The 15990-nt window shown below is 63.2% G+C and carries 21 protein-coding genes; 10 read left to right on the top strand and 11 right to left on the bottom strand.

Annotated elements, in window-relative coordinates; genetic code table 11:
* The first annotated feature begins 54 nt into the window (after positions 1 to 54).
* From AC0J5Z_RS01035 to AC0J5Z_RS01055, 5 genes are all read left to right on the top strand, one after another.
* Complete coding sequence (locus AC0J5Z_RS01035) at positions 55 to 1182, top strand: FUSC family protein (protein ID WP_475036857.1); 1128 nt, start codon at positions 55 to 57, stop codon at positions 1180 to 1182.
* 103 nt (positions 1183 to 1285) lie between these two features.
* The gene (gene radA / locus AC0J5Z_RS01040) at positions 1286 to 2659 is read left to right on the top strand and encodes a DNA repair protein RadA (protein WP_475036859.1); all 1374 of its coding nucleotides are present in this window, start codon (positions 1286 to 1288) and stop codon (positions 2657 to 2659) included.
* A 53-nt stretch (positions 2660 to 2712) separates the two neighbouring features.
* Complete coding sequence (locus AC0J5Z_RS01045; protein WP_475036861.1) at positions 2713 to 3336, top strand: Pr6Pr family membrane protein; 624 nt, start codon at positions 2713 to 2715, stop codon at positions 3334 to 3336.
* A gap of 276 nt (positions 3337 to 3612) precedes the next feature.
* Positions 3613 to 4689: a DNA integrity scanning diadenylate cyclase DisA gene (gene disA, locus AC0J5Z_RS01050; RefSeq protein WP_017197017.1), complete on the top strand. Its 1077-nt coding sequence runs from the start codon at positions 3613 to 3615 to the stop codon at positions 4687 to 4689.
* Between the two features lie 131 nt (positions 4690 to 4820).
* Entirely contained in the window at positions 4821 to 5822 is a 1002-nt protein-coding gene (locus tag AC0J5Z_RS01055) for a GNAT family N-acetyltransferase (protein ID WP_475036862.1), read from the top strand.
* On the opposite strand, the gene AC0J5Z_RS01060 is transcribed toward AC0J5Z_RS01055, so the two are convergent.
* On the bottom strand, positions 5819 to 6547 hold the full coding sequence (locus AC0J5Z_RS01060; protein WP_475036863.1) for a hypothetical protein: 729 nt from the start codon (positions 6545 to 6547) through the stop codon (positions 5819 to 5821). The two genes, AC0J5Z_RS01055 and AC0J5Z_RS01060, sit on opposite strands and share 4 nt — an antisense overlap.
* 134 nt (positions 6548 to 6681) lie before the next feature.
* Between AC0J5Z_RS01060 and AC0J5Z_RS01065 the strand changes: the two genes are divergently transcribed.
* The 4 genes from AC0J5Z_RS01065 to AC0J5Z_RS01080 all read left to right on the top strand — a co-directional run bounded on the left by AC0J5Z_RS01065 (position 6682) and on the right by AC0J5Z_RS01080 (position 9162).
* Entirely contained in the window at positions 6682 to 7632 is a 951-nt protein-coding gene (locus AC0J5Z_RS01065) for an HhH-GPD family protein (protein ID WP_475036864.1), read from the top strand.
* 40 nt (positions 7633 to 7672) lie between these two features.
* Complete coding sequence (locus AC0J5Z_RS01070) at positions 7673 to 8125, top strand: ASCH domain-containing protein (protein WP_475036866.1); 453 nt, start codon at positions 7673 to 7675, stop codon at positions 8123 to 8125.
* 73 nt (positions 8126 to 8198) lie between these two features.
* A complete protein-coding gene (locus AC0J5Z_RS01075; RefSeq protein WP_475036867.1) occupies positions 8199 to 8681 on the top strand; it encodes a hypothetical protein in 483 nt (160 codons plus the stop codon).
* 28 nt (positions 8682 to 8709) lie between these two features.
* Positions 8710 to 9162, top strand: coding sequence for a MepB family protein (locus tag AC0J5Z_RS01080; RefSeq protein ID WP_475036869.1), 453 nt, complete (start codon positions 8710 to 8712; stop codon positions 9160 to 9162).
* Here the strand turns inward: AC0J5Z_RS01080 and AC0J5Z_RS01085 are convergent.
* Entirely contained in the window at positions 9159 to 9305 is a 147-nt protein-coding gene (locus tag AC0J5Z_RS01085) for a hypothetical protein (RefSeq protein ID WP_475036870.1), read from the bottom strand. The genes AC0J5Z_RS01080 and AC0J5Z_RS01085 overlap by 4 nt on opposite strands.
* Positions 9306 to 9410: 105 nt before the next feature.
* On the bottom strand, positions 9411 to 10214 hold the full coding sequence (locus tag AC0J5Z_RS01090; protein ID WP_475036871.1) for a helix-turn-helix transcriptional regulator: 804 nt from the start codon (positions 10212 to 10214) through the stop codon (positions 9411 to 9413).
* A 77-nt stretch (positions 10215 to 10291) separates the two neighbouring features.
* Here AC0J5Z_RS01090 and AC0J5Z_RS01095 point away from each other — a divergent pair, with 77 nt between their 5' ends.
* Positions 10292 to 10804: a VOC family protein gene (locus AC0J5Z_RS01095; protein WP_475036873.1), complete on the top strand. Its 513-nt coding sequence runs from the start codon at positions 10292 to 10294 to the stop codon at positions 10802 to 10804.
* Positions 10805 to 10816: 12 nt separating this feature from the next.
* Here the strand turns inward: AC0J5Z_RS01095 and AC0J5Z_RS01100 are convergent, their stop codons facing one another.
* The 8 genes from AC0J5Z_RS01100 to AC0J5Z_RS01135 all read right to left on the bottom strand — a co-directional run bounded on the left by AC0J5Z_RS01100 (position 10817) and on the right by AC0J5Z_RS01135 (position 15957).
* The gene (locus tag AC0J5Z_RS01100) at positions 10817 to 11176 is read right to left on the bottom strand and encodes a VOC family protein (RefSeq protein WP_475036874.1); all 360 of its coding nucleotides are present in this window, start codon (positions 11174 to 11176) and stop codon (positions 10817 to 10819) included.
* 4 nt (positions 11177 to 11180) lie between these two features.
* Positions 11181 to 11441, bottom strand: coding sequence for a DUF4235 domain-containing protein (locus AC0J5Z_RS01105; protein WP_475036876.1), 261 nt, complete (start codon positions 11439 to 11441; stop codon positions 11181 to 11183).
* Between the two features lie 96 nt (positions 11442 to 11537).
* Entirely contained in the window at positions 11538 to 11714 is a 177-nt protein-coding gene (locus AC0J5Z_RS01110) for a CsbD family protein (RefSeq protein WP_035760998.1), read from the bottom strand.
* Between the two features lie 90 nt (positions 11715 to 11804).
* Positions 11805 to 12497 (bottom strand): dihydroxyacetone kinase phosphoryl donor subunit DhaM, encoded by a 693-nt coding sequence (gene dhaM, locus AC0J5Z_RS01115; protein WP_475036877.1) that lies wholly within the window; start codon positions 12495 to 12497, stop codon positions 11805 to 11807.
* The gene (gene dhaL, locus AC0J5Z_RS01120; protein ID WP_475036878.1) at positions 12494 to 13156 is read right to left on the bottom strand and encodes a dihydroxyacetone kinase subunit DhaL; all 663 of its coding nucleotides are present in this window, start codon (positions 13154 to 13156) and stop codon (positions 12494 to 12496) included. The genes dhaM and dhaL overlap by 4 nt, the downstream gene beginning before the upstream one ends.
* A 2-nt stretch (positions 13157 to 13158) precedes the next feature.
* The gene (gene dhaK / locus AC0J5Z_RS01125) at positions 13159 to 14160 is read right to left on the bottom strand and encodes a dihydroxyacetone kinase subunit DhaK (protein WP_475036879.1); all 1002 of its coding nucleotides are present in this window, start codon (positions 14158 to 14160) and stop codon (positions 13159 to 13161) included.
* Positions 14161 to 14309: 149 nt separating this feature from the next.
* Positions 14310 to 14498: a hypothetical protein gene (locus AC0J5Z_RS01130; protein ID WP_475036880.1), complete on the bottom strand. Its 189-nt coding sequence runs from the start codon at positions 14496 to 14498 to the stop codon at positions 14310 to 14312.
* 10 nt (positions 14499 to 14508) lie between these two features.
* Entirely contained in the window at positions 14509 to 15957 is a 1449-nt protein-coding gene (locus tag AC0J5Z_RS01135; RefSeq protein ID WP_475036881.1) for an FAD-binding oxidoreductase, read from the bottom strand.
* Positions 15958 to 15990 lie beyond the last annotated feature (33 nt).

Consider the following 15990-nt stretch of genomic DNA (forward strand, 5'->3'; position numbering starts at 1 on the left):
AGCGGCGCCCGGGATGCCGTCGATAGGCGGGGCTGGGCAAATAGACTGGGAGGCATGGCTGCCGCTAAGGGATTTTCTGCAAGCAAGAGGTTCCTGCGCGCCAGAGTCCGGACTGGACTGGTCCGCAGCCGGAATTCGCTGACCCCAGCCATCCAGATGACGGTGTGCGCCGTTGGAGCCTACGCTTTCGCTGAATACGTGCTCGGTCATCAAGGGCCGCTGTTCGCCGCCACCTCTTCCTTGATTGCCCTCGGATTCTCCCGCGACCCGCGCCTGCGAAGGGTGATTGAGGTGGGCCTTGGCTGCACACTGGGCATCGTTGTTGGTGACCTGCTGCTTCACTGGCTGGGCGCCGGGATCTGGCAGGCCGCCGTCGTACTTCTGTTCTCCATCCTGTTGGCCAGGTTCTTGGACAGCGGCACTATCTTTACCACCCAACTGGGGTTGCAGTCGTTGCTCGTGGTGCTGCTGCCGGCGCCTGCCGGCGGGCCGTTCACGCGAAGCCTGGATGCCGTGATCGGTGGTGTGTTCGCGCTGCTCGTGACCATCCTTGTGCCCAAAGATCCGCGCCGGGAGCCCCGCAAGGATGTTCAAAAAATCCTGCATGAGCTGGCTGAGGTGCTGCGGGAGTGCGCCAAGGCCATGATTGACAGCGACTCCACCACGGCATGGCACGCACTGATCCGCGGCCGTAACTGCCAGCCGCTGGTGGACCGGATGCGGCAGACTTTGCGGGCGTCGGGCGAGGTTGCGACGCTGGCTCCAGCGCACCGGAGGCATCGTGACGAACTTGCCGGCCTGGAACATTCGTTGGAGTACATCGACCTCGCGCTGCGAAATAGCCGCGTGTTTGCGCGGCGGCTTACCAGCGCCATCAACCATGCCGCGTTGTCCGACGAAGCGATCGACAGCATCTCCGAGGTACTGCAGGAAACCGCCGACGCCATCGATGAAATGACCATTGGGTTGTCCGAGCAGAGTGAAGGGACACGCAGGGTTCACCTACGCCGCGCCCGGAACGAACTCGCCGACATCGCTGCGAGGTTGCATCCCAAGATGCTCGACGTGCAGAGGCTCGAGGGCGAAACCGTGGTCATGCTGTTCCGGCCGCTCATGGTGGACCTGCTGGAAGCGAGCGGGATGGAACCTGACGAAGCCCGGGCGGTGCTCCCGGCGCTGTAGCCTTTGCCGAGTTGGCATTTAATGCCGATCCCACGGCCTGACACTGTCATTAAGTGCCACCTCGCGGCGAATACTGTCGGCCCCCGCCACTACGCTTGAACCCATGGCTTCCAAGACCTCCCGCGCATCCAAAACACCCGCCTACAAGTGCGCTGAATGCGGCTGGACTGCCATCAAGTGGGTGGGACGGTGCGGTGAGTGCCAAGCCTGGGGAACCGTCGAGGAGTACGGCGCCACGGTAGCGCGTACGACGGCGGCCGCAACAGTTTTGGAGCCGGCCCGCCGTATCGCTGAGGTGGATGGGACCACTGCGGCGTTCCTCCCCACTGGCGTGGACGAACTCGACCGCGTCCTCGGAGGGGGGCTCGTTCCAGGCGCTGTCATCCTGCTGGCCGGGGAGCCCGGCGTCGGAAAATCCACGCTCCTGCTGGACGTCGCCGCGAAGTTCGCGCGCACGGGGCAGGACGTCCTCTACATCACGGGAGAGGAGTCCGCGGCCCAGGTGAAGCTGCGCGCCGAGCGAATCGACGCCGTCGCCCATACTCTTTATCTGTCCGCCGAAACCGACCTCGGGCAGGCGCTGGGCCAAGTGGAGAAGCTTGAGCCCAAGCTGCTGATTGTGGATTCCGTGCAGACTCTGAGCAGTGCGGACGTCGAGGGCAGTGCCGGAGGGGTGTCCCAGGTTCGCGAGGTCGCGGCCTCGATCATCTCTGCGGCCAAGCGACGCAACATGACCACCCTGCTGGTGGGCCATGTGACCAAGGAAGGCACCATTGCAGGACCGCGCTTGCTGGAACACCTTGTGGACGTCGTATGCCAGTTCGAAGGCGAGCGCCACTCCCGCCTGCGCCTGCTCCGGGCCGTCAAGAACCGCTATGGTGCCACGGACGACGTCGGATGCTTCGACCTGAACGAGGCTGGCATCGAGGGCCTGGCGGACCCCAGCGGACTGTTCGTTTCACGCACGCGAGAGCCCGTTTCGGGCACGTGCATCACGGTGACCATGGAGGGTCGCAGGCCGCTGCTGGCTGAAGTTCAATCACTTCTTGCGGAGAGCCCCAACTCGCAGCCACGCCGTGCCACCAGCGGGCTGGAAAGCTCCAGGGTTGCCATGTTGCTCGCAGTGCTTCAGCAGCGTGCTGGCTGCATGCTTCACAAGGATGATTCCTACGTGGCAACCGTGGGTGGCGTGAAGCTGACGGAGCCGGCCACCGACCTTGCCGTTGCCTTGGCTGTCGCGTCGGCCAAGTCCCGCAAGGCACTCCCCCAGCGGCTCATTGCATTCGGCGAGGTAGGCCTGGCCGGCGAAGTGCGTCCCGTGCCGGGGATCAACCAGCGCATCCAGGAAGCGCATCGGCTCGGCTTCACGCACGCCATTGTTCCGGCAAGCCCGGCAGGTGCCGGTGTTATTCCGGACGGCTTCTCCGTGCGTGAAGTAGGCCATTTGGCTGAGGCGCTGGAACTGCTGATCACGTAATCCCTCCGGGGTGTCGGGAGCTGGTCCGGTGCAGGTTCGGCAAGGATTGGCCCATGACCAAACGGAATGTGCTTATTGGGGGACGGTTCTTCTTTGGCCTTTTGACCTTGGTGGCGGTGGGAACACAGCTAACGGTTCATCTGGGCATGGGCTACGACCTCTGGAACTTCTTCAGCTACTTCACCAACCTCTCCAACATTTTCGCGGCGTTGGTGCTCCTCATCAGCGGCTACAGGGTGCTGATCCGGAAGCGCCCCAGCGAGATCGATGATGTCACCCGTGGCACGGCCACCATCGCAATGGCCGTGGTGGGGCTCGTGTTTGGTGCTCTGTTGGCTGGCGAAGATCTCGGCTCGCTGCTTCCATGGGTCAACTTCGTGGTGCACTATCTGATCCCCGTGGTGATGGTGGCGGACTGGCTGTTCCAACCGCCCAGGGCTACCCTTCGTCCCGGACATATTTGGTATTGGCTGCTCTACCCCATTGGCTACCTGGTCTACAGCCTTATCCGCGGAGCTTTCGTCAACTGGTACCCGTACTGGTTCATTGATCCCGCCCGCGCCGGCGGCTGGGGCGGCGTGGTGGTATTTGCCGTAGCCATTTCAGTGGGCTTCCTGCTGGTGAGCCTGGCGATGCTGTGGCTTGGCAACAAGCTGAAGCGACAGGTTGATTACTAGACGCCAGGCAAGCGTTAACTACACCAATTTGTTATATTTGCCCATGTCAGCAGCTAACCTTCTCAAAGTAGGCCTGAAGAACCGCCACCACAAGGCACCTTCCGCGGCTCGTCGAACACAACAAAATGACCCACTTTGGGGCTTGCTGGTGCGGTTAACGGTGCCCGGAAGCCCTATCATTGTGCTTGTCGTCATGTGGGCATTTTTCGGAGGCCGCACTGACGCCCGATTCAGCTTGTCTGTGAGCCGTGGCTTGCACCTTCGAAGGGAAACCCTATGGCCCGGAGTCCGGAAGAGTCGCTCAAGGCGACCTTGGCCAGAGTCGCACCCGGAACTCCATTGCGCGATGGCTTGGAACGCATCCTCCGTGGGCGCACCGGCGCCTTGATTGTGCTGGGCTACGACCGCACCATCGACTCCATCTGTTCCGGCGGGTTCGACATCGGCATCGACTTCTCCCCAACGCGCCTTCGTGAGCTGGCCAAGATGGACGGAGCCATTATCTGCGACAAGGACGCCAGCAACATTGTTCGCGCTGCCGTCCAGCTGGTGCCCGACTCAAGCATTGAAACCCAGGAATCCGGCACCAGGCACCGCACCGCCGAGCGCGTCGCCATCCAGACCGGCGTTCCCGTGATCTCCGTCAGCCAGTCCATGCAGATCATTGCCCTGTACGTGAACGGACTGCGCCACGTCCTGGAGGGCTCCGAGAAGGTCCTCGCCCGCGCCAACCAGGCCCTCGCAACCCTGGAACGGTACAGCGCCCGCTTGGACCAGGTCACCAGCTCTCTTTCTGCCCTGGAAATAGAGGCGCTTGTTACCGTTCGGGATGTTGCCGTCACTTTGCAGCGCCAGGAAATGGTCCGCCGCATCTCCGAGGAAATCGCCCAATATGTCCTGGAACTGGGAGAAGACGGCCGCCTGCTGTCCCTCCAGGTTGAAGAACTCACCGTGGGTCGCGGCCCGGGCAGCGATGTCATCATCCGGGACTACTCCGATCCCAACGCTACGCCCGAGGAAATCGAGGAAGCCGTTCAGGCTCTCCTCAACCTGGGCCCCACGGAACTGATCGATCTCAGCCGCATCGCCCACATCATCGGCTTCGCAGGCGGGGTGGAGCAGCTGGATGCCGTCGTGCAGCCGCGTGGCTACAGGCTACTGTCCGGCTTGAAGTCCGTGCCGAAGGCCGTGGCCGACCGTTTGGTGGACTACTTCGGCGGGCTCCAGAACCTCATGGCAGCCACGATCGACGACCTCATGACCGTGGACGGCATCGGCGATCAGCGCGCCCGCACAGTCCGCGAAGGCTTGAGCCGCATGGCCGAGGCGAGCCTTCTGGACCGCTTCCTCTAAAACCGTCCTAGAATAGGTCGGGTCGGACTCAGCCGATGCTTTTGTTCCTTCCCCAGAATTCAGTTCTGCCCGCAGCGTTTTGTCGGGCTTAAAGATCACGCCCTCCGGGGCGGTTTCAGGGGTAAATCAGCATGGACTTCTACGCTTCCGACGCCTTCCTCACTGCACTTGCGCAGGACTTTTATCGGGCGAAAACCGTTGAGCTAAAAACGTACGGGGTCCAGGGAAGCAGAGCGCACGTCCGGCTTGCCGAGATCAATGGGAAAAGGGCGGTCCACAGCGGGCCCTTCTACGACTACGTGAAGCCCGTCCCCGGCGGCGAAGAAACCGTTCCACCGTCCGGAACACTGCGCTACCTTCCCAAAATGGTGACCTCTGTTATCGAACTGCCGGATGAAGATCCCACCTCAGTGGTTCCCGCGACCCCCTTGGACCCGGCTCCGCTGGTCATGTGGGGAAAATTCGAAACGTGGGACGCGTACTTGGCCCTCATCCGCAAACGGAGCAAAAGCTTGCTGAGAACCCAACGGCAGCGGCTCAGGAAGCTGACCGAGCAGTTTGGTGAGCCTGAGTTCGTTTTTGATAATACGGATGCCGCAGCTTTCAATACCTGCATTGAATGGAAGATTCAGCAGTACAGGGGCGGACACGAGACACTGGAAAGTGCCGCGTCCGTGGCCATGCTCCGGCGGCTCTTTGAGGACCGCCGCCTGATCTTGTCCACGCTGAAGGTGGCTGATGAATACGTCGCGTTTCATGCCGGCTTTATCTGGGAGGACGAATACTTGGCACTCATTCCCGCCTACAGCCCGGCCTTCGCAAAGCACGGAATCGGCAAAGAGATGCTTTTGCGCGTGATGAAGCACAGCTTTGATGTTGGCCACAAGAGTTTCGATTTCCTGCAGGGCGCCGAGACCTACAAATGGGAATTCGCCACCCACGTCCAGATCATTGAGAGCCAGGGCACCCCGCCACTCATCAACCGCCTGAAAACCACAGCGGAGAGAACCGTGAAGGAGGGACTGGTTTCAATGTCGCCGGAGCTTTTCTACCGGATCAAACGTCTGGTTCTGCAAGGTCGCCGCGTAGTGGCTAACATCCGCGGCACCGGCCGGAGACCCGACAGGGCTTAGTTCAGTTGGAAGGCGACCTTGGAACTCGATTTGTTCCCGAGGCGCGCTTCGAACGTGTAGTAAGCACCGCCAGCGCCCGGCTTGGCGGTGATTGCGGCGCAGCCCTCCAGTGTCCGGTTGCGCTGCCACGGGAAGTTTGCGGTCTCGCTCTTGCCGGGTTGGATGGTCTTGATGAGGTCCTCCCCGCCCGTCTGGCAGTCCTTTGACGAGAAGATGCGGTCCGATCCGCTCATCAGCAGAAACTCCATTTGGGAGGTACCCACGTTGACCTCGCAAGGGGCGGTGCCGCCGTTGGTGATGGTCATGGTCAGCAGCGGCTTTTCCTCCGGGCCGTAAGCGGGCTTGTCGGTCTTGGCGGCAACGGTCATCAGGTTGAAATCGCAGACAGGCGTTGGCGAGGCCGAAGGCGAAGGCGCCGCTGATCCTGTCGGCACAGTCCCCTGCGTCGGCGCCGCTGAGGCGTCGGGCGTGCTGACAGCTTGCGGCTCCGGGTTTCCTGCCAGCGCACCAGTGAGTGCCACGACGCCGCCCACGATCAGTGCGATTACCAGCAGCAGGGCACCAAAAACCACCTGCCGACGACGGCGGTACACGGCTGGGCTTGGTCGCCGCCTTTTCGGTGGGGTACTTTTGCCCGGCGTACCGGCGCGGGATGAGCCACGGGCAGCACCCTTCGCCGGCGCTGATGTGCGCGCGGTCGACTGCTGCTTACCCTTGTTGGCCATGGTTCTAGGCTAGGCTCGCGGTCGCTTGGGTACCTAACCTCCACGCCGCAGGGCCCAATCCCGGTCTGTGTGACGTCGGCCATGAGCACGCCGGGGAGGCAGTCCGCCCGGATTCCACTACAGTGGATGGCAGCATGACACTTCCCGATTCAGGCCAGCTGGCAGGCCTCCACCAGGCCCTTGATCAGTGGTTCGCCGAGACTGCCCGCGACCTCCCGTGGCGCGAGCCCGATTGCAGCCCATGGGGCATCCTGGTCAGCGAAGTGATGCTCCAACAAACACCTGTTGTCCGGGTGCTGCCGGTGTGGCGCGACTGGATGGAACGCTGGCCCACGCCCGCCCACCTTGCCAACGAGCCCTCCGGCGAAGCCGTTCGCCATTGGGGTCGCCTCGGCTATCCGCGCCGCGCACTGCGACTGCACGCAGCCGCCGTCGCAATCCGCGAGCAGCACGAAGGCAAGGTTCCGGACTCCTATCCCGAGCTGCTCAGGCTGCCGGGCGTGGGCAGCTACACAGCGGCTGCCGTCGCCGCCTTTGCGTTTGGCCGCCGCGAAACCGTGGTGGACACCAACATCCGCCGCGTCCACGCACGGCTCGTCTCCGGGAATGCCCTGCCTGCCCAAGCCTTGACCGCGGCGGAAATGCGCCTGGCCGATGCCCTCCTGCCCGAAGGCCAGGAGTTGTCCGTGCGTTGGAACGCGTCCGTCATGGAACTCGGCGCCATGGTCTGCACAGCCCGCAGTCCCAAGTGCGCTGACTGCCCCGTTCGCTCGAGCTGCGCTTGGCTCGCCGCCGGTGAGCCGCCGCCGTCGTACACCCCAAAAGGTCAGTCCTGGCACGGCACGGACCGCCAGGTCCGCGGCGCCGTGATGGCCGTCCTCCGTGAAGCAGCCACCCCCGTCCCGCGCGAGATGTTCGAGCAAGCGCCGGCGGACCTGGGGTTCGCGCCGTCCGGCGTCGGAATCCCGCTCGCCGCGCTGCACCGGCTCAACTCGGCGCCTGAGCAACTCGAGCGGGCGCTGGACGGTCTGCTGGTGGACGGTTTGGCAGAAATGCACGACGGCGGGCTGCGGCTTCCGGCGTAGGCGTCACCTGCTAACCAGGCTGGCAGGAGAGAATAGCTTCATGGACCAGTTCCCCGATCTGCCCCGCGCAGAGTTTGCGTTCCCCGGGCCGCTGCGCGACAGGCTGGTAACCGGCATCCTCGAGGGAACCAAGACCTCAACCACCTCAACTGCGCTGGAATACGAGGCCGCCGACGAGCCGTTCCCCGAAGTCGGCGCGCGGCAAGTCCTGGTTGATTCCAACCAGCAAGCGGTTGGCATCATTGAAACGACGGCCGTGCAACTGGTCCGGCTGGCGGACGTTCCGTGGGAACACGCTCGGGATGAGGGCGAGGGATACTCGTCAATTCATGAGTGGCGGGATGCTCACGAGAGATTCTGGCACAGCGACCAGATTCGCAATTTCCTGGGGAATCCGGTGTTCGCGGTGGACGACGACACCATGGTGGTACTGGAGCGGTTCCGGTTAGTGAGCTGGGGTGTCGGTTTTACAACAGGCCTCCCTGATCGGTAACGATGCAGGCGCCTTTTACCCCGCTCCCGCGGTATTCCGGCGACACCGGCCGGGCGTGGTCCTACTCTGAAGCATGGGAAGAATCGGATTGGCTTTGACCCTCGCCGGGACCGCAGCACTGCTTCCCGGCTGCTTCGCCGAACCCGTAGCTTGCCCCGCGATCGGGCAGGCGCCGGTTGTTTCCTTGACAGTTGCCGCCAACTATGTGGACTCAGTCGGTTCGCTACGGATGAAAGCCTGCCAAGACGGCACGTGCACGCATGAGGAGTTGGTGATGCATCCTGGTGCAAGCGCCGTGGACCAAGGCTGCTCACCGGAAGGCGTGTGTTCCGCTACGTCTTCGCCTGACGGCACCCTGCAGGGCATGCTCATGCTGCCTGCGCTCTCGGAATCGCCGATCGATGCCACGGTGAGCGGGACTTCCCCTGATGGCGCGGCGCTGCCGGTCCGCACACTGACCTTCACCCCCAAGGGCGACTACCCCTACGGTGAGCAGTGTGGTCGCGTGGTTTCTGCGGCCCTGACGCTGGATGAAGAAGGGTTGCGGCAGCGGTAGGACTGAGGCTGCGCCCTAAGATGGGTGAGTGCCTGACCTTGATGTCCACCCTGACGTAGCCGAGGCACTGCGGGTTCTGAACCAGTCCTTTGGGAAGTGTTCGATACCGATGCCGGAGGCCGACAACCGCGACTACGGGGCTGCAATCGCCACGTGTGGTCCGGAGGTCGTAAGGCTCCGGGTGGGGAAACTGACACCCACGAAAGTAGGCCTCTTCGTCGCAGTGTGGCGGCGGGCAATCGACGGCTCCACGGAGCCGTTCCCCGCGGATGACAACATCGGGATGCTGGTGGTGACGGCACGGGAGGGATCCAACGCGGGCCAGTTCGCCTTCCCAAAGTCCTCGCTGGTCAAGCATGGAATAGTCTCGGTAGACGGCGTCGGTGGAAAGCGCGGCTTCCGGGTTTATCCGCCGTGGTCGGCCACGACCAACAAGCAGGCAAAACTCACCCAGCAGTGGCAACGCGAGTTCTTTAGTTAGCCACCCATATCAAGAACCGTCGCATGCCCGCCTCCGGGGTCGCCGCCATCGTCGTATTTTCCGCAGCGGGTGCAGCGCAAGTAGCGGCTGCCGTCCTCAGTGTGTTCCACATGCCACTGGTGGCCCAGATTCAGCTTGCACATCAGCTTCCTGAGCATGGCGCTCTCCGTTCCGAAAGCCCGCTGAACACGCCTTACCGTGCCCGAAGCGTCGCTACGTCCAAGCTTAATCAGGAGCGCCGCCAGCGACTACCCCTCAACTGTCCGCCGGTACGAACTCGGCGTAAAGCCAAGGTACTTCCGGAAGTCGTTGGTGAGGTGAGCGTGATCGGCGTAGCCAAGTTCGACGGCGATCGCGGCAAGGTCCGCTGTTGGGCTGGATCGGGTACGCTCGGCGGCATCCTGCAATCTTCGACGCCGGATCAGGGCAGAGGGGCTGAGCCCGACGTACTTTCCGGCGATTCTCTGCAGGGTTCTCGGCGATACAGCGAGAGGGGATGCCACGTCCTCAATCATCAGCACGTCAGGCCCGGAAGCAATCAGATCCATCATCCGGTTCGCGAGCAACGCCTCCTCGGACGCTTCAAATTCCAAGGTAACCAGCCAGTCCACAAAGGCTTCCACTGCCCGCTCACGGTGAGCGCCGCCGTCGTGCGTGGTGTCATCGGCCGGCGTGTTCATGGCTGCTGAAACGGCCCCGTGAAGGTCGGCCAGGGCCAACACCACCTCCTGGTCCCGCAGGCCTCCGGGATCGTCGGTGAACAGCGGCACCGCTGCCGGGCGAAGGAGGGCGCCCACCGCCCAACCTTGGCCGGTCAGGTCCCTGTAGGCGGCACGGGTGGTGGGCCCGGAGAACTCGACGCCGTCACCCTGCACCACCAAGTTGGATGTGGGGTAGGCGATCACATGCTGCCGGGATGACCGGCCGGGCTCGATGTCCCACTCCGGGATCCAGAACCACTGGACCAGGTCCGCAACGGAGGCCGGGGGTTGATAGCGCTGGAAGGTGGGCAGTCGCGCCGGATACAGGATGCCCTTGAACGAACCCTCCATTGGAGCCTTTCCCAAGCGGATCAAAGCTGTCGCGAATCTCCAAGCGCCACCCGGCAAAGGCCCGTAGCGTCGTAACCATGACAGATACTACAAGCACAGAGTCAACCACGGCCGCCCATGGCGAACACACCACCCACGGTGTCCCGAACGGCCTGACCAGCCTCACACCGTTCCTCGCCGTGCCCAACGCCAAGGAAGCCATCGCGTTCTACCGCGACGTGTTCGGCGCACGGGTTGTGGGTGCGACCGAGATGGGAGGCATCGTGGTCCACGCCGAACTCGACTTCGGCAACGGCCACCTCCAACTTGGCGAACCCAACCCCGAGTACCACTTGGTGCCGGCTCCGAAGGGCGAGGACGACTGCTATTCCCTCGGCCTCTACTGCCAGGACGCGGACGGACTCGTCAGGAAAGCAGAGCAAGCCGGAGCCACCATCCGCGAGCCGCTGTCCACGTTCGTCTCAGGTGACCGCTACGCGAGCATCCGCGATCCCTTCGGCGTTCGGTGGTCCATCATGACGCGCGTCGTGGACCTCTCAGAAGAGGAAAGCAATCGCCGCGTGGATGAGTGGGCGGCACAGCAAGGCTAGGACTCGGCGGCCTTAGCTCAGGCAGAGGCAGAACGGGTGTCCGGCCGGATCAAGGAACACCCTGAACGTCTCGCCGGGCTGGTGGTCGGCTTTGGTTGCACCAAGGGAAAGCGCAACTTCCTCACCCTTGTCCAAGTCGTCCACCACCATGTCCAGATGCATTTGCTGCGGGATGGTCTGTCCGGGCCATTTGGGCGGCTGGTAGACCTCGATTTGCTGGAAGGAGATGCAGTTGCTGCCGTCACTGGGCCGGATGTCGAACCAGTCGCCTTTGTCCTCAATCTCCCAGCCGAAGAGCTCGCCGTAGAACGCGGCCAGTGCGGCCGCGTCGGGACAATCGATGACAACACTCGGGAATCTAGCTATAGCCATTTTGTTAAACCTCGTCAGCCGTCTTCTTCATTCGGGCCAAGGCACTCTTGGTGCCCCGCTGGGTGAGAACGTGAACTACTGCGGCGACGGCGGCCGAGACTACCGCGAAGACCAGCACGCCCGGGAGTGAGTCATTGAGGTCCGTGCTGTCCTTGGGGGCAGGCTTGCCGGTCTTCTTCTCCCAGAGGCCTTCCAGCGTCTTGTTTGCGAGGACGCCGGCGCCGAGGCCAATTGCCAGGCCGAACACTTTTACCAGTAAATTCACGAAGATCCTCCATTAGATAGCGCGCCGCGAAAGGGCGCCTCAAAAGGGTCAAAACAAGACAGGGCCGCTGCAAATGCAGCGGCCCTGTGTGGACTTCTAGTCCTTCTTGAAGGCATCCTTCAGCTTTTCGCCGGCACCTTTGAGGTCGGCTTTGGTCTGGTCGCCCTTACCTTCGGCTTCCAGGCGCTCGTTGTCCGTGAGCTTTCCGGCAGCTTCCTTAGCCTTGCCGCCGAGCTTCTCGCCAGCGTTCTCCATCTTGTCGTCAGCACCCATGTTTCGCACCTCTTCCTTGTAGTGAACCTGTACCTCTACAACATCACTAATCAGTGTACTTAGCAATATTTGAGAGAAAATCTCCCTGACCTAGAGCTCCCCAAACCCTTCCTCCACAAGCCGGCCCACGTACTCGACTGCCTTCAACGCATCCTTGCCGCGGGCTTCAACACGCAGGGTAGAACCCTTACCCGCGGCGAGCGCCATGAGCGCCATGATGGACATGCCATCGACGCCGTTGACCTCCACCTCCGCGTCCAGTCCAGACAGGCCCCCGGCGATCTTCGCCGCAGGCCGGGCATGCATTCCGAGGGGGTTGATGAGTTCGAAGTCGCCGCTTGCGTCCGGTTCATTTTTGTCGTCAGGGATCTCCGGACCCCCCACACCTGCGGGCACGCTGCCAAAGGCCACAGCTTCGGCTGCCTTGCGAACGTCCTCGACGCCGGCACCTCCTTGGGCGGCGACGGCTGCGGCCACGAGCCCCTCGACCAGCGGCGCGTCCGCAAGCAGCACCGCTTCAGGGTCGCTGGCGAACTCGACCGCCGACTCGGCAGTCATCACCGCAGAACCCAAATCGGTCAGCACCACCACGCCGTCGCCTCCGGAATCAACCAGTGACTGCTCGACGGCGGCCAGCACCTTTTCCAGGCTGGTTCCGATACGCTCGTCGTCGGTCCCCCCGGCGGCGACGAGTTCGACGTCGGGCGCCATCTGCGCGGCGAGTTCCACTGCACCATCAGCGATCTTGCTGCTGTGCGATACAACCACAATCCCCACCGTCATACGGCGTCGGTTCCCGTGTCGCCGGTGGACCCGGCAGCAGCTGCTGCGGCCGCGCGAAGGAGCAGCGCCGTCGACGCTGCGCCTGGGTCGCGATGCCCTGCACTGCGCTCCCCCAAGTAGCTGGCCCGGCCCTTGCGTGCCACCAACGGATCCGTGGCCATGGCGCCGGTTTCGGCAGCCTCCGCAGCCGCTTCCAACACGCCAACCGGGTCAGCGCCGCTCGCTGCGGCTTTTTGGGCCGCTTCAACCGCTGGTGTCCACGCATCAATCATGGTCTTATCGCCAAGCTCGGCTTTGCCCCTGGCCACCACGCCATCCCGCGCGGCTGCGAGGGCGGCGGCCACTGCCTCGGCATCAATATCGCCGGTGTCTCCCAGCGACGTTGCAGCCCGCAGATACGCCGTCCCATATAGGGGTCCGGCAGCTCCGCCCACCTTGGACATGAGTGCCATCGCCGCAGCTTTCAATGCTGCTCCCGGAGTCTCCGGCGGGGTTTCATCGAGCTTCTGCAGCACGGCCTGGAAACCGCGGTCCATATTCTCCCCATGATCCGAGTCTCCGATTGGCCTATCCAGTTCAATCAGTTCCACCCGGTGTTCCGCCATGGCTTTGGCGGAGAGCTTCAACCAGTCCAGTGCCCAGTCAACGTCCAGCCCCATGCTCAGGCTCCCCATCGCAAGGCCGCAGTGTGGACGGGGGCGTCCCAGAGCCTGGTCAGTTCGTCATCGAGACGCAGCACGGAGACGGAGCAACCCTGCATCTCCAGGGACGTCACGTAGTTTCCCACCAGGGACCGCTCTACGGTGGCGCCACGCTCGGCGAGAACCTGGGCCGCCCGCCGGTACACGATGTACAACTCACTCTGCGGAGTGCCGCCCATACCGTTGACTAAGAGCAGCACCTTGTCGCCGGAGGCCAGTGCGAGATCCTCAAGCACAGGCTCCAGGAGGCGGTCCGTAATAGCGTCCGCGCTTTCCATCGCGATCTTGTGCCGTCCAGGTTCGCCGTGGATGCCAATGCCGATCTCGATCTCATCCTCCGCGAGCTCAAAGCTTGGCGTCCCCGCATGCGGCACCGTGCAACCGGACAGGGCAACACCCATGGTCCGCACGTTGGCCACCACACGCTCGGCAATAGCTGTCACGGAATCAAGGTCGTCGCCACGCTGGGCGGATGCTCCTGCGATTTTTTCCACGAGGACAGTTCCGCCAACCCCGCGCCGGCCGGCCGTGTACAGCGAGTCCTCCACCGCGACGTCGTCGTTAACTAATACCGAACGCACGTGCACGCCTTCGGCCTGCGCCATCTCGGCGGCGGTTTCGAAGTTCAGGACGTCGCCGGTGTAGTTCTTCACAATGTGGACGACGCCGGCGCCGGAGTCCACTGCGACGGTCGCCGGAATGATCTGGTCCGGCGTGGGTGAGGTGAAGACGGCGCCGGGGACTGCGGCGTCGAGCATGCCGAGGCCCACGAAGCCCGCGTGCAGGGGCTCGTGGCCGCTGCCTCCGCCGGAAATAAGGGCGACTTTGCCGGCTACCGGAGCGCCTTTCCGGATGACGTATTTGGGCTCGGGATGGACGTCCACGATGTCGGCATGGGCCATGCCAAAACCTTCAACGGACTCGTCCACCACGGCGCGTGGATCATTGATGAGCTTTTTCATGTGATGCTCCTGGGCGTGCTGTGGCTGGTGCTCTGACCCTACTACCGGCGGCCGTGGCCACGGTAGGCCTTGCGGCGGTGGCAGCGCGCTTAAATAGCGGAAGGGACAGCCCCCAATGACTGTCCCTTCCGGCCGATCCCCTGGATCCGTCAATCCTCGGCGGCTTGTGTTGTCACCGCCTCGGACTCGTTTCCAGCGTGGTACTCGGGCCAGAAGGCCGAGTACAGGTCCGGGTTCGAGTGCCCCGCATCCTGCCACGAGGCTTCGTGCGGCCATGATCCGTAGGGAATATCTATCTGGAATGCCGAGAAATCCGGAAACATCACCCGTTCGTGCATGGCGCGTTCCTTAGTTGTTCAGCGCGGCGTCGCCGCCGGCTGTGACGACGTCCTCGAGCAGCACGGTCTGGTCGATGACCGGTAGCCCCACAACGTGACCGAAGCTGAACATGTTCTTCGGATCCAGCTCCGCCTTCGCCTTCCTGAGCCGTTCGCGGACGGTCGGACCCCAAGCCCGCTCCCGGTCCTCGGCGTCAACAAAGTGGCCGTGCAGGTTCACAAAAGTCCCTCCGTTGGAGGCTTCGCGCAAGTCCTCACGAACGGCGTCGAACACTACCGGAAGCAGCTCCGCGAGCGGCGGGACCGCCATGCCTGCCATGAAGAAGCTGAACGCGGCGTCGCGGGCACCAACGGTGTCCTCGCCTTCGGCACTCTTGGCCAAGGCCCCGCCGAGCAGCCTGATTTCCGCCATCAGCACGGGACTTTCCACGCCGGGCCCGAAGTGCCGCAGGATGGCTTCCGTGGCCCCTTCGTCCAAGCGGTCCAGCAGGAATCCCCGCTCCCGCACGGGCACGGGCTGGTCCGGATCCTGATGAATCATGTCGAACTGTGTGGCGTCCAGCGGACCGGTCCCGTCCATCATGAAAGGCGCGCTTTGGCGCATCGGCTCCAGCAGTTCCGTAGCCACCGCAGCGTCACCTTGGTAGGCATAACGCAGGTGGACTACGAACTTGCCGCGCAACGGCTCCGGAACGATCTCCATGTCCGGCAACCGCAGGAAAGCCAACGACGCCGATGCCTCCTGGGGCAGCGACGTCACCCAGTCGCTGAACTGCTCGAGAACCGTGGCAGCGTGCTCGCCGTCGTAGTACAGCCCGCCGGCAAAGAGGTCCGAGCTTGGGAAGAGGTGGAATTCCATGGCAGTGACGATGCCAAGATTCCCCTTGCCGCCGCGGAGGAGGTAGAACAGCTCTGAATTCTCGTCTTTGGTCACCCGGCGCTGCGTGCCGTCGGCGGTGACGAGTTCGAAAGCAATCACGTGGTCCGAAGCGAAGCCGTATTTGCGGCCCAGGATGGGTAGGCCGCCGCCCAAGGTGTAGCCCACCACGCCAACGTCGGTGGTGGAACCGCACAGACCCATTAAGCCGAAGGTTGCGGCGAGATCCACCACGGCCTTCCAGCGGACGCCCGCACCGACGCGGGCCGTTTTCTCAACGGGATCGATGCTTAGTTCCAGCATCCGGCGGGTGCTGATGAGCAGGCCGCCTTCAATGGCATTGGTGGCACCGTGTCCGGTGGATTGGACGGAGACGGGCAATCCCCGCTCGGCCGCCCAGCGAATGGCCGTGGAAACGTCCTCTGCATCGAGGGCGCCGAAGGCCAGATCAGGTTGGTGCTGCGTGGAAAGGTTGAAGGCCGCTACTTCGGGAGCAAAGCCCGGATCGGCAGGCGTGAACACGGGACCGCGCACGCTGAGTTGGAGTTCTGAAACATCTGAAAAGGAGGCGTGGGATTGCATGATCTTCTCTCAATTGACCGATGTGGTGGAAGC

The organism is Paenarthrobacter sp. TRD_SC_7 (genome assembly GCF_056156245.1).

Excerpts from the sequence above, each read along its gene's own strand:
- AC0J5Z_RS01035 (WP_475036857.1), top strand. The coding sequence starts at position 55 with ATGGCTGCCGCTAAGGGATTTTCTGCAAGCAAGAGGTTCCTGCGCGCC.
- radA (WP_475036859.1), top strand. The coding sequence starts at position 1,286 with ATGGCTTCCAAGACCTCCCGCGCATCCAAAACACCCGCCTACAAGTGC.
- AC0J5Z_RS01045 (WP_475036861.1), top strand. The coding sequence starts at position 2,713 with ATGACCAAACGGAATGTGCTTATTGGGGGACGGTTCTTCTTTGGCCTT.
- disA (WP_017197017.1), top strand. The coding sequence starts at position 3,613 with ATGGCCCGGAGTCCGGAAGAGTCGCTCAAGGCGACCTTGGCCAGAGTC.
- AC0J5Z_RS01055 (WP_475036862.1), top strand. The coding sequence starts at position 4,821 with ATGGACTTCTACGCTTCCGACGCCTTCCTCACTGCACTTGCGCAGGAC.
- AC0J5Z_RS01060 (WP_475036863.1), bottom strand. The coding sequence starts at position 6,547 with ATGGCCAACAAGGGTAAGCAGCAGTCGACCGCGCGCACATCAGCGCCG.
- AC0J5Z_RS01065 (WP_475036864.1), top strand. The coding sequence starts at position 6,682 with ATGACACTTCCCGATTCAGGCCAGCTGGCAGGCCTCCACCAGGCCCTT.
- AC0J5Z_RS01070 (WP_475036866.1), top strand. The coding sequence starts at position 7,673 with ATGGACCAGTTCCCCGATCTGCCCCGCGCAGAGTTTGCGTTCCCCGGG.
- AC0J5Z_RS01075 (WP_475036867.1), top strand. The coding sequence starts at position 8,199 with ATGGGAAGAATCGGATTGGCTTTGACCCTCGCCGGGACCGCAGCACTG.
- AC0J5Z_RS01085 (WP_475036870.1), bottom strand. The coding sequence starts at position 9,305 with ATGTGCAAGCTGAATCTGGGCCACCAGTGGCATGTGGAACACACTGAG.
- AC0J5Z_RS01090 (WP_475036871.1), bottom strand. The coding sequence starts at position 10,214 with ATGGAGGGTTCGTTCAAGGGCATCCTGTATCCGGCGCGACTGCCCACC.
- AC0J5Z_RS01095 (WP_475036873.1), top strand. The coding sequence starts at position 10,292 with ATGACAGATACTACAAGCACAGAGTCAACCACGGCCGCCCATGGCGAA.
- AC0J5Z_RS01100 (WP_475036874.1), bottom strand. The coding sequence starts at position 11,176 with ATGGCTATAGCTAGATTCCCGAGTGTTGTCATCGATTGTCCCGACGCG.
- AC0J5Z_RS01110 (WP_035760998.1), bottom strand. The coding sequence starts at position 11,714 with ATGGGTGCTGACGACAAGATGGAGAACGCTGGCGAGAAGCTCGGCGGC.
- dhaM (WP_475036877.1), bottom strand. The coding sequence starts at position 12,497 with ATGACGGTGGGGATTGTGGTTGTATCGCACAGCAGCAAGATCGCTGAT.
- dhaL (WP_475036878.1), bottom strand. The coding sequence starts at position 13,156 with ATGGGGCTGGACGTTGACTGGGCACTGGACTGGTTGAAGCTCTCCGCC.
- dhaK (WP_475036879.1), bottom strand. The coding sequence starts at position 14,160 with ATGAAAAAGCTCATCAATGATCCACGCGCCGTGGTGGACGAGTCCGTT.
- AC0J5Z_RS01130 (WP_475036880.1), bottom strand. The coding sequence starts at position 14,498 with ATGCACGAACGGGTGATGTTTCCGGATTTCTCGGCATTCCAGATAGAT.
- AC0J5Z_RS01135 (WP_475036881.1), bottom strand. The coding sequence starts at position 15,957 with ATGCAATCCCACGCCTCCTTTTCAGATGTTTCAGAACTCCAACTCAGC.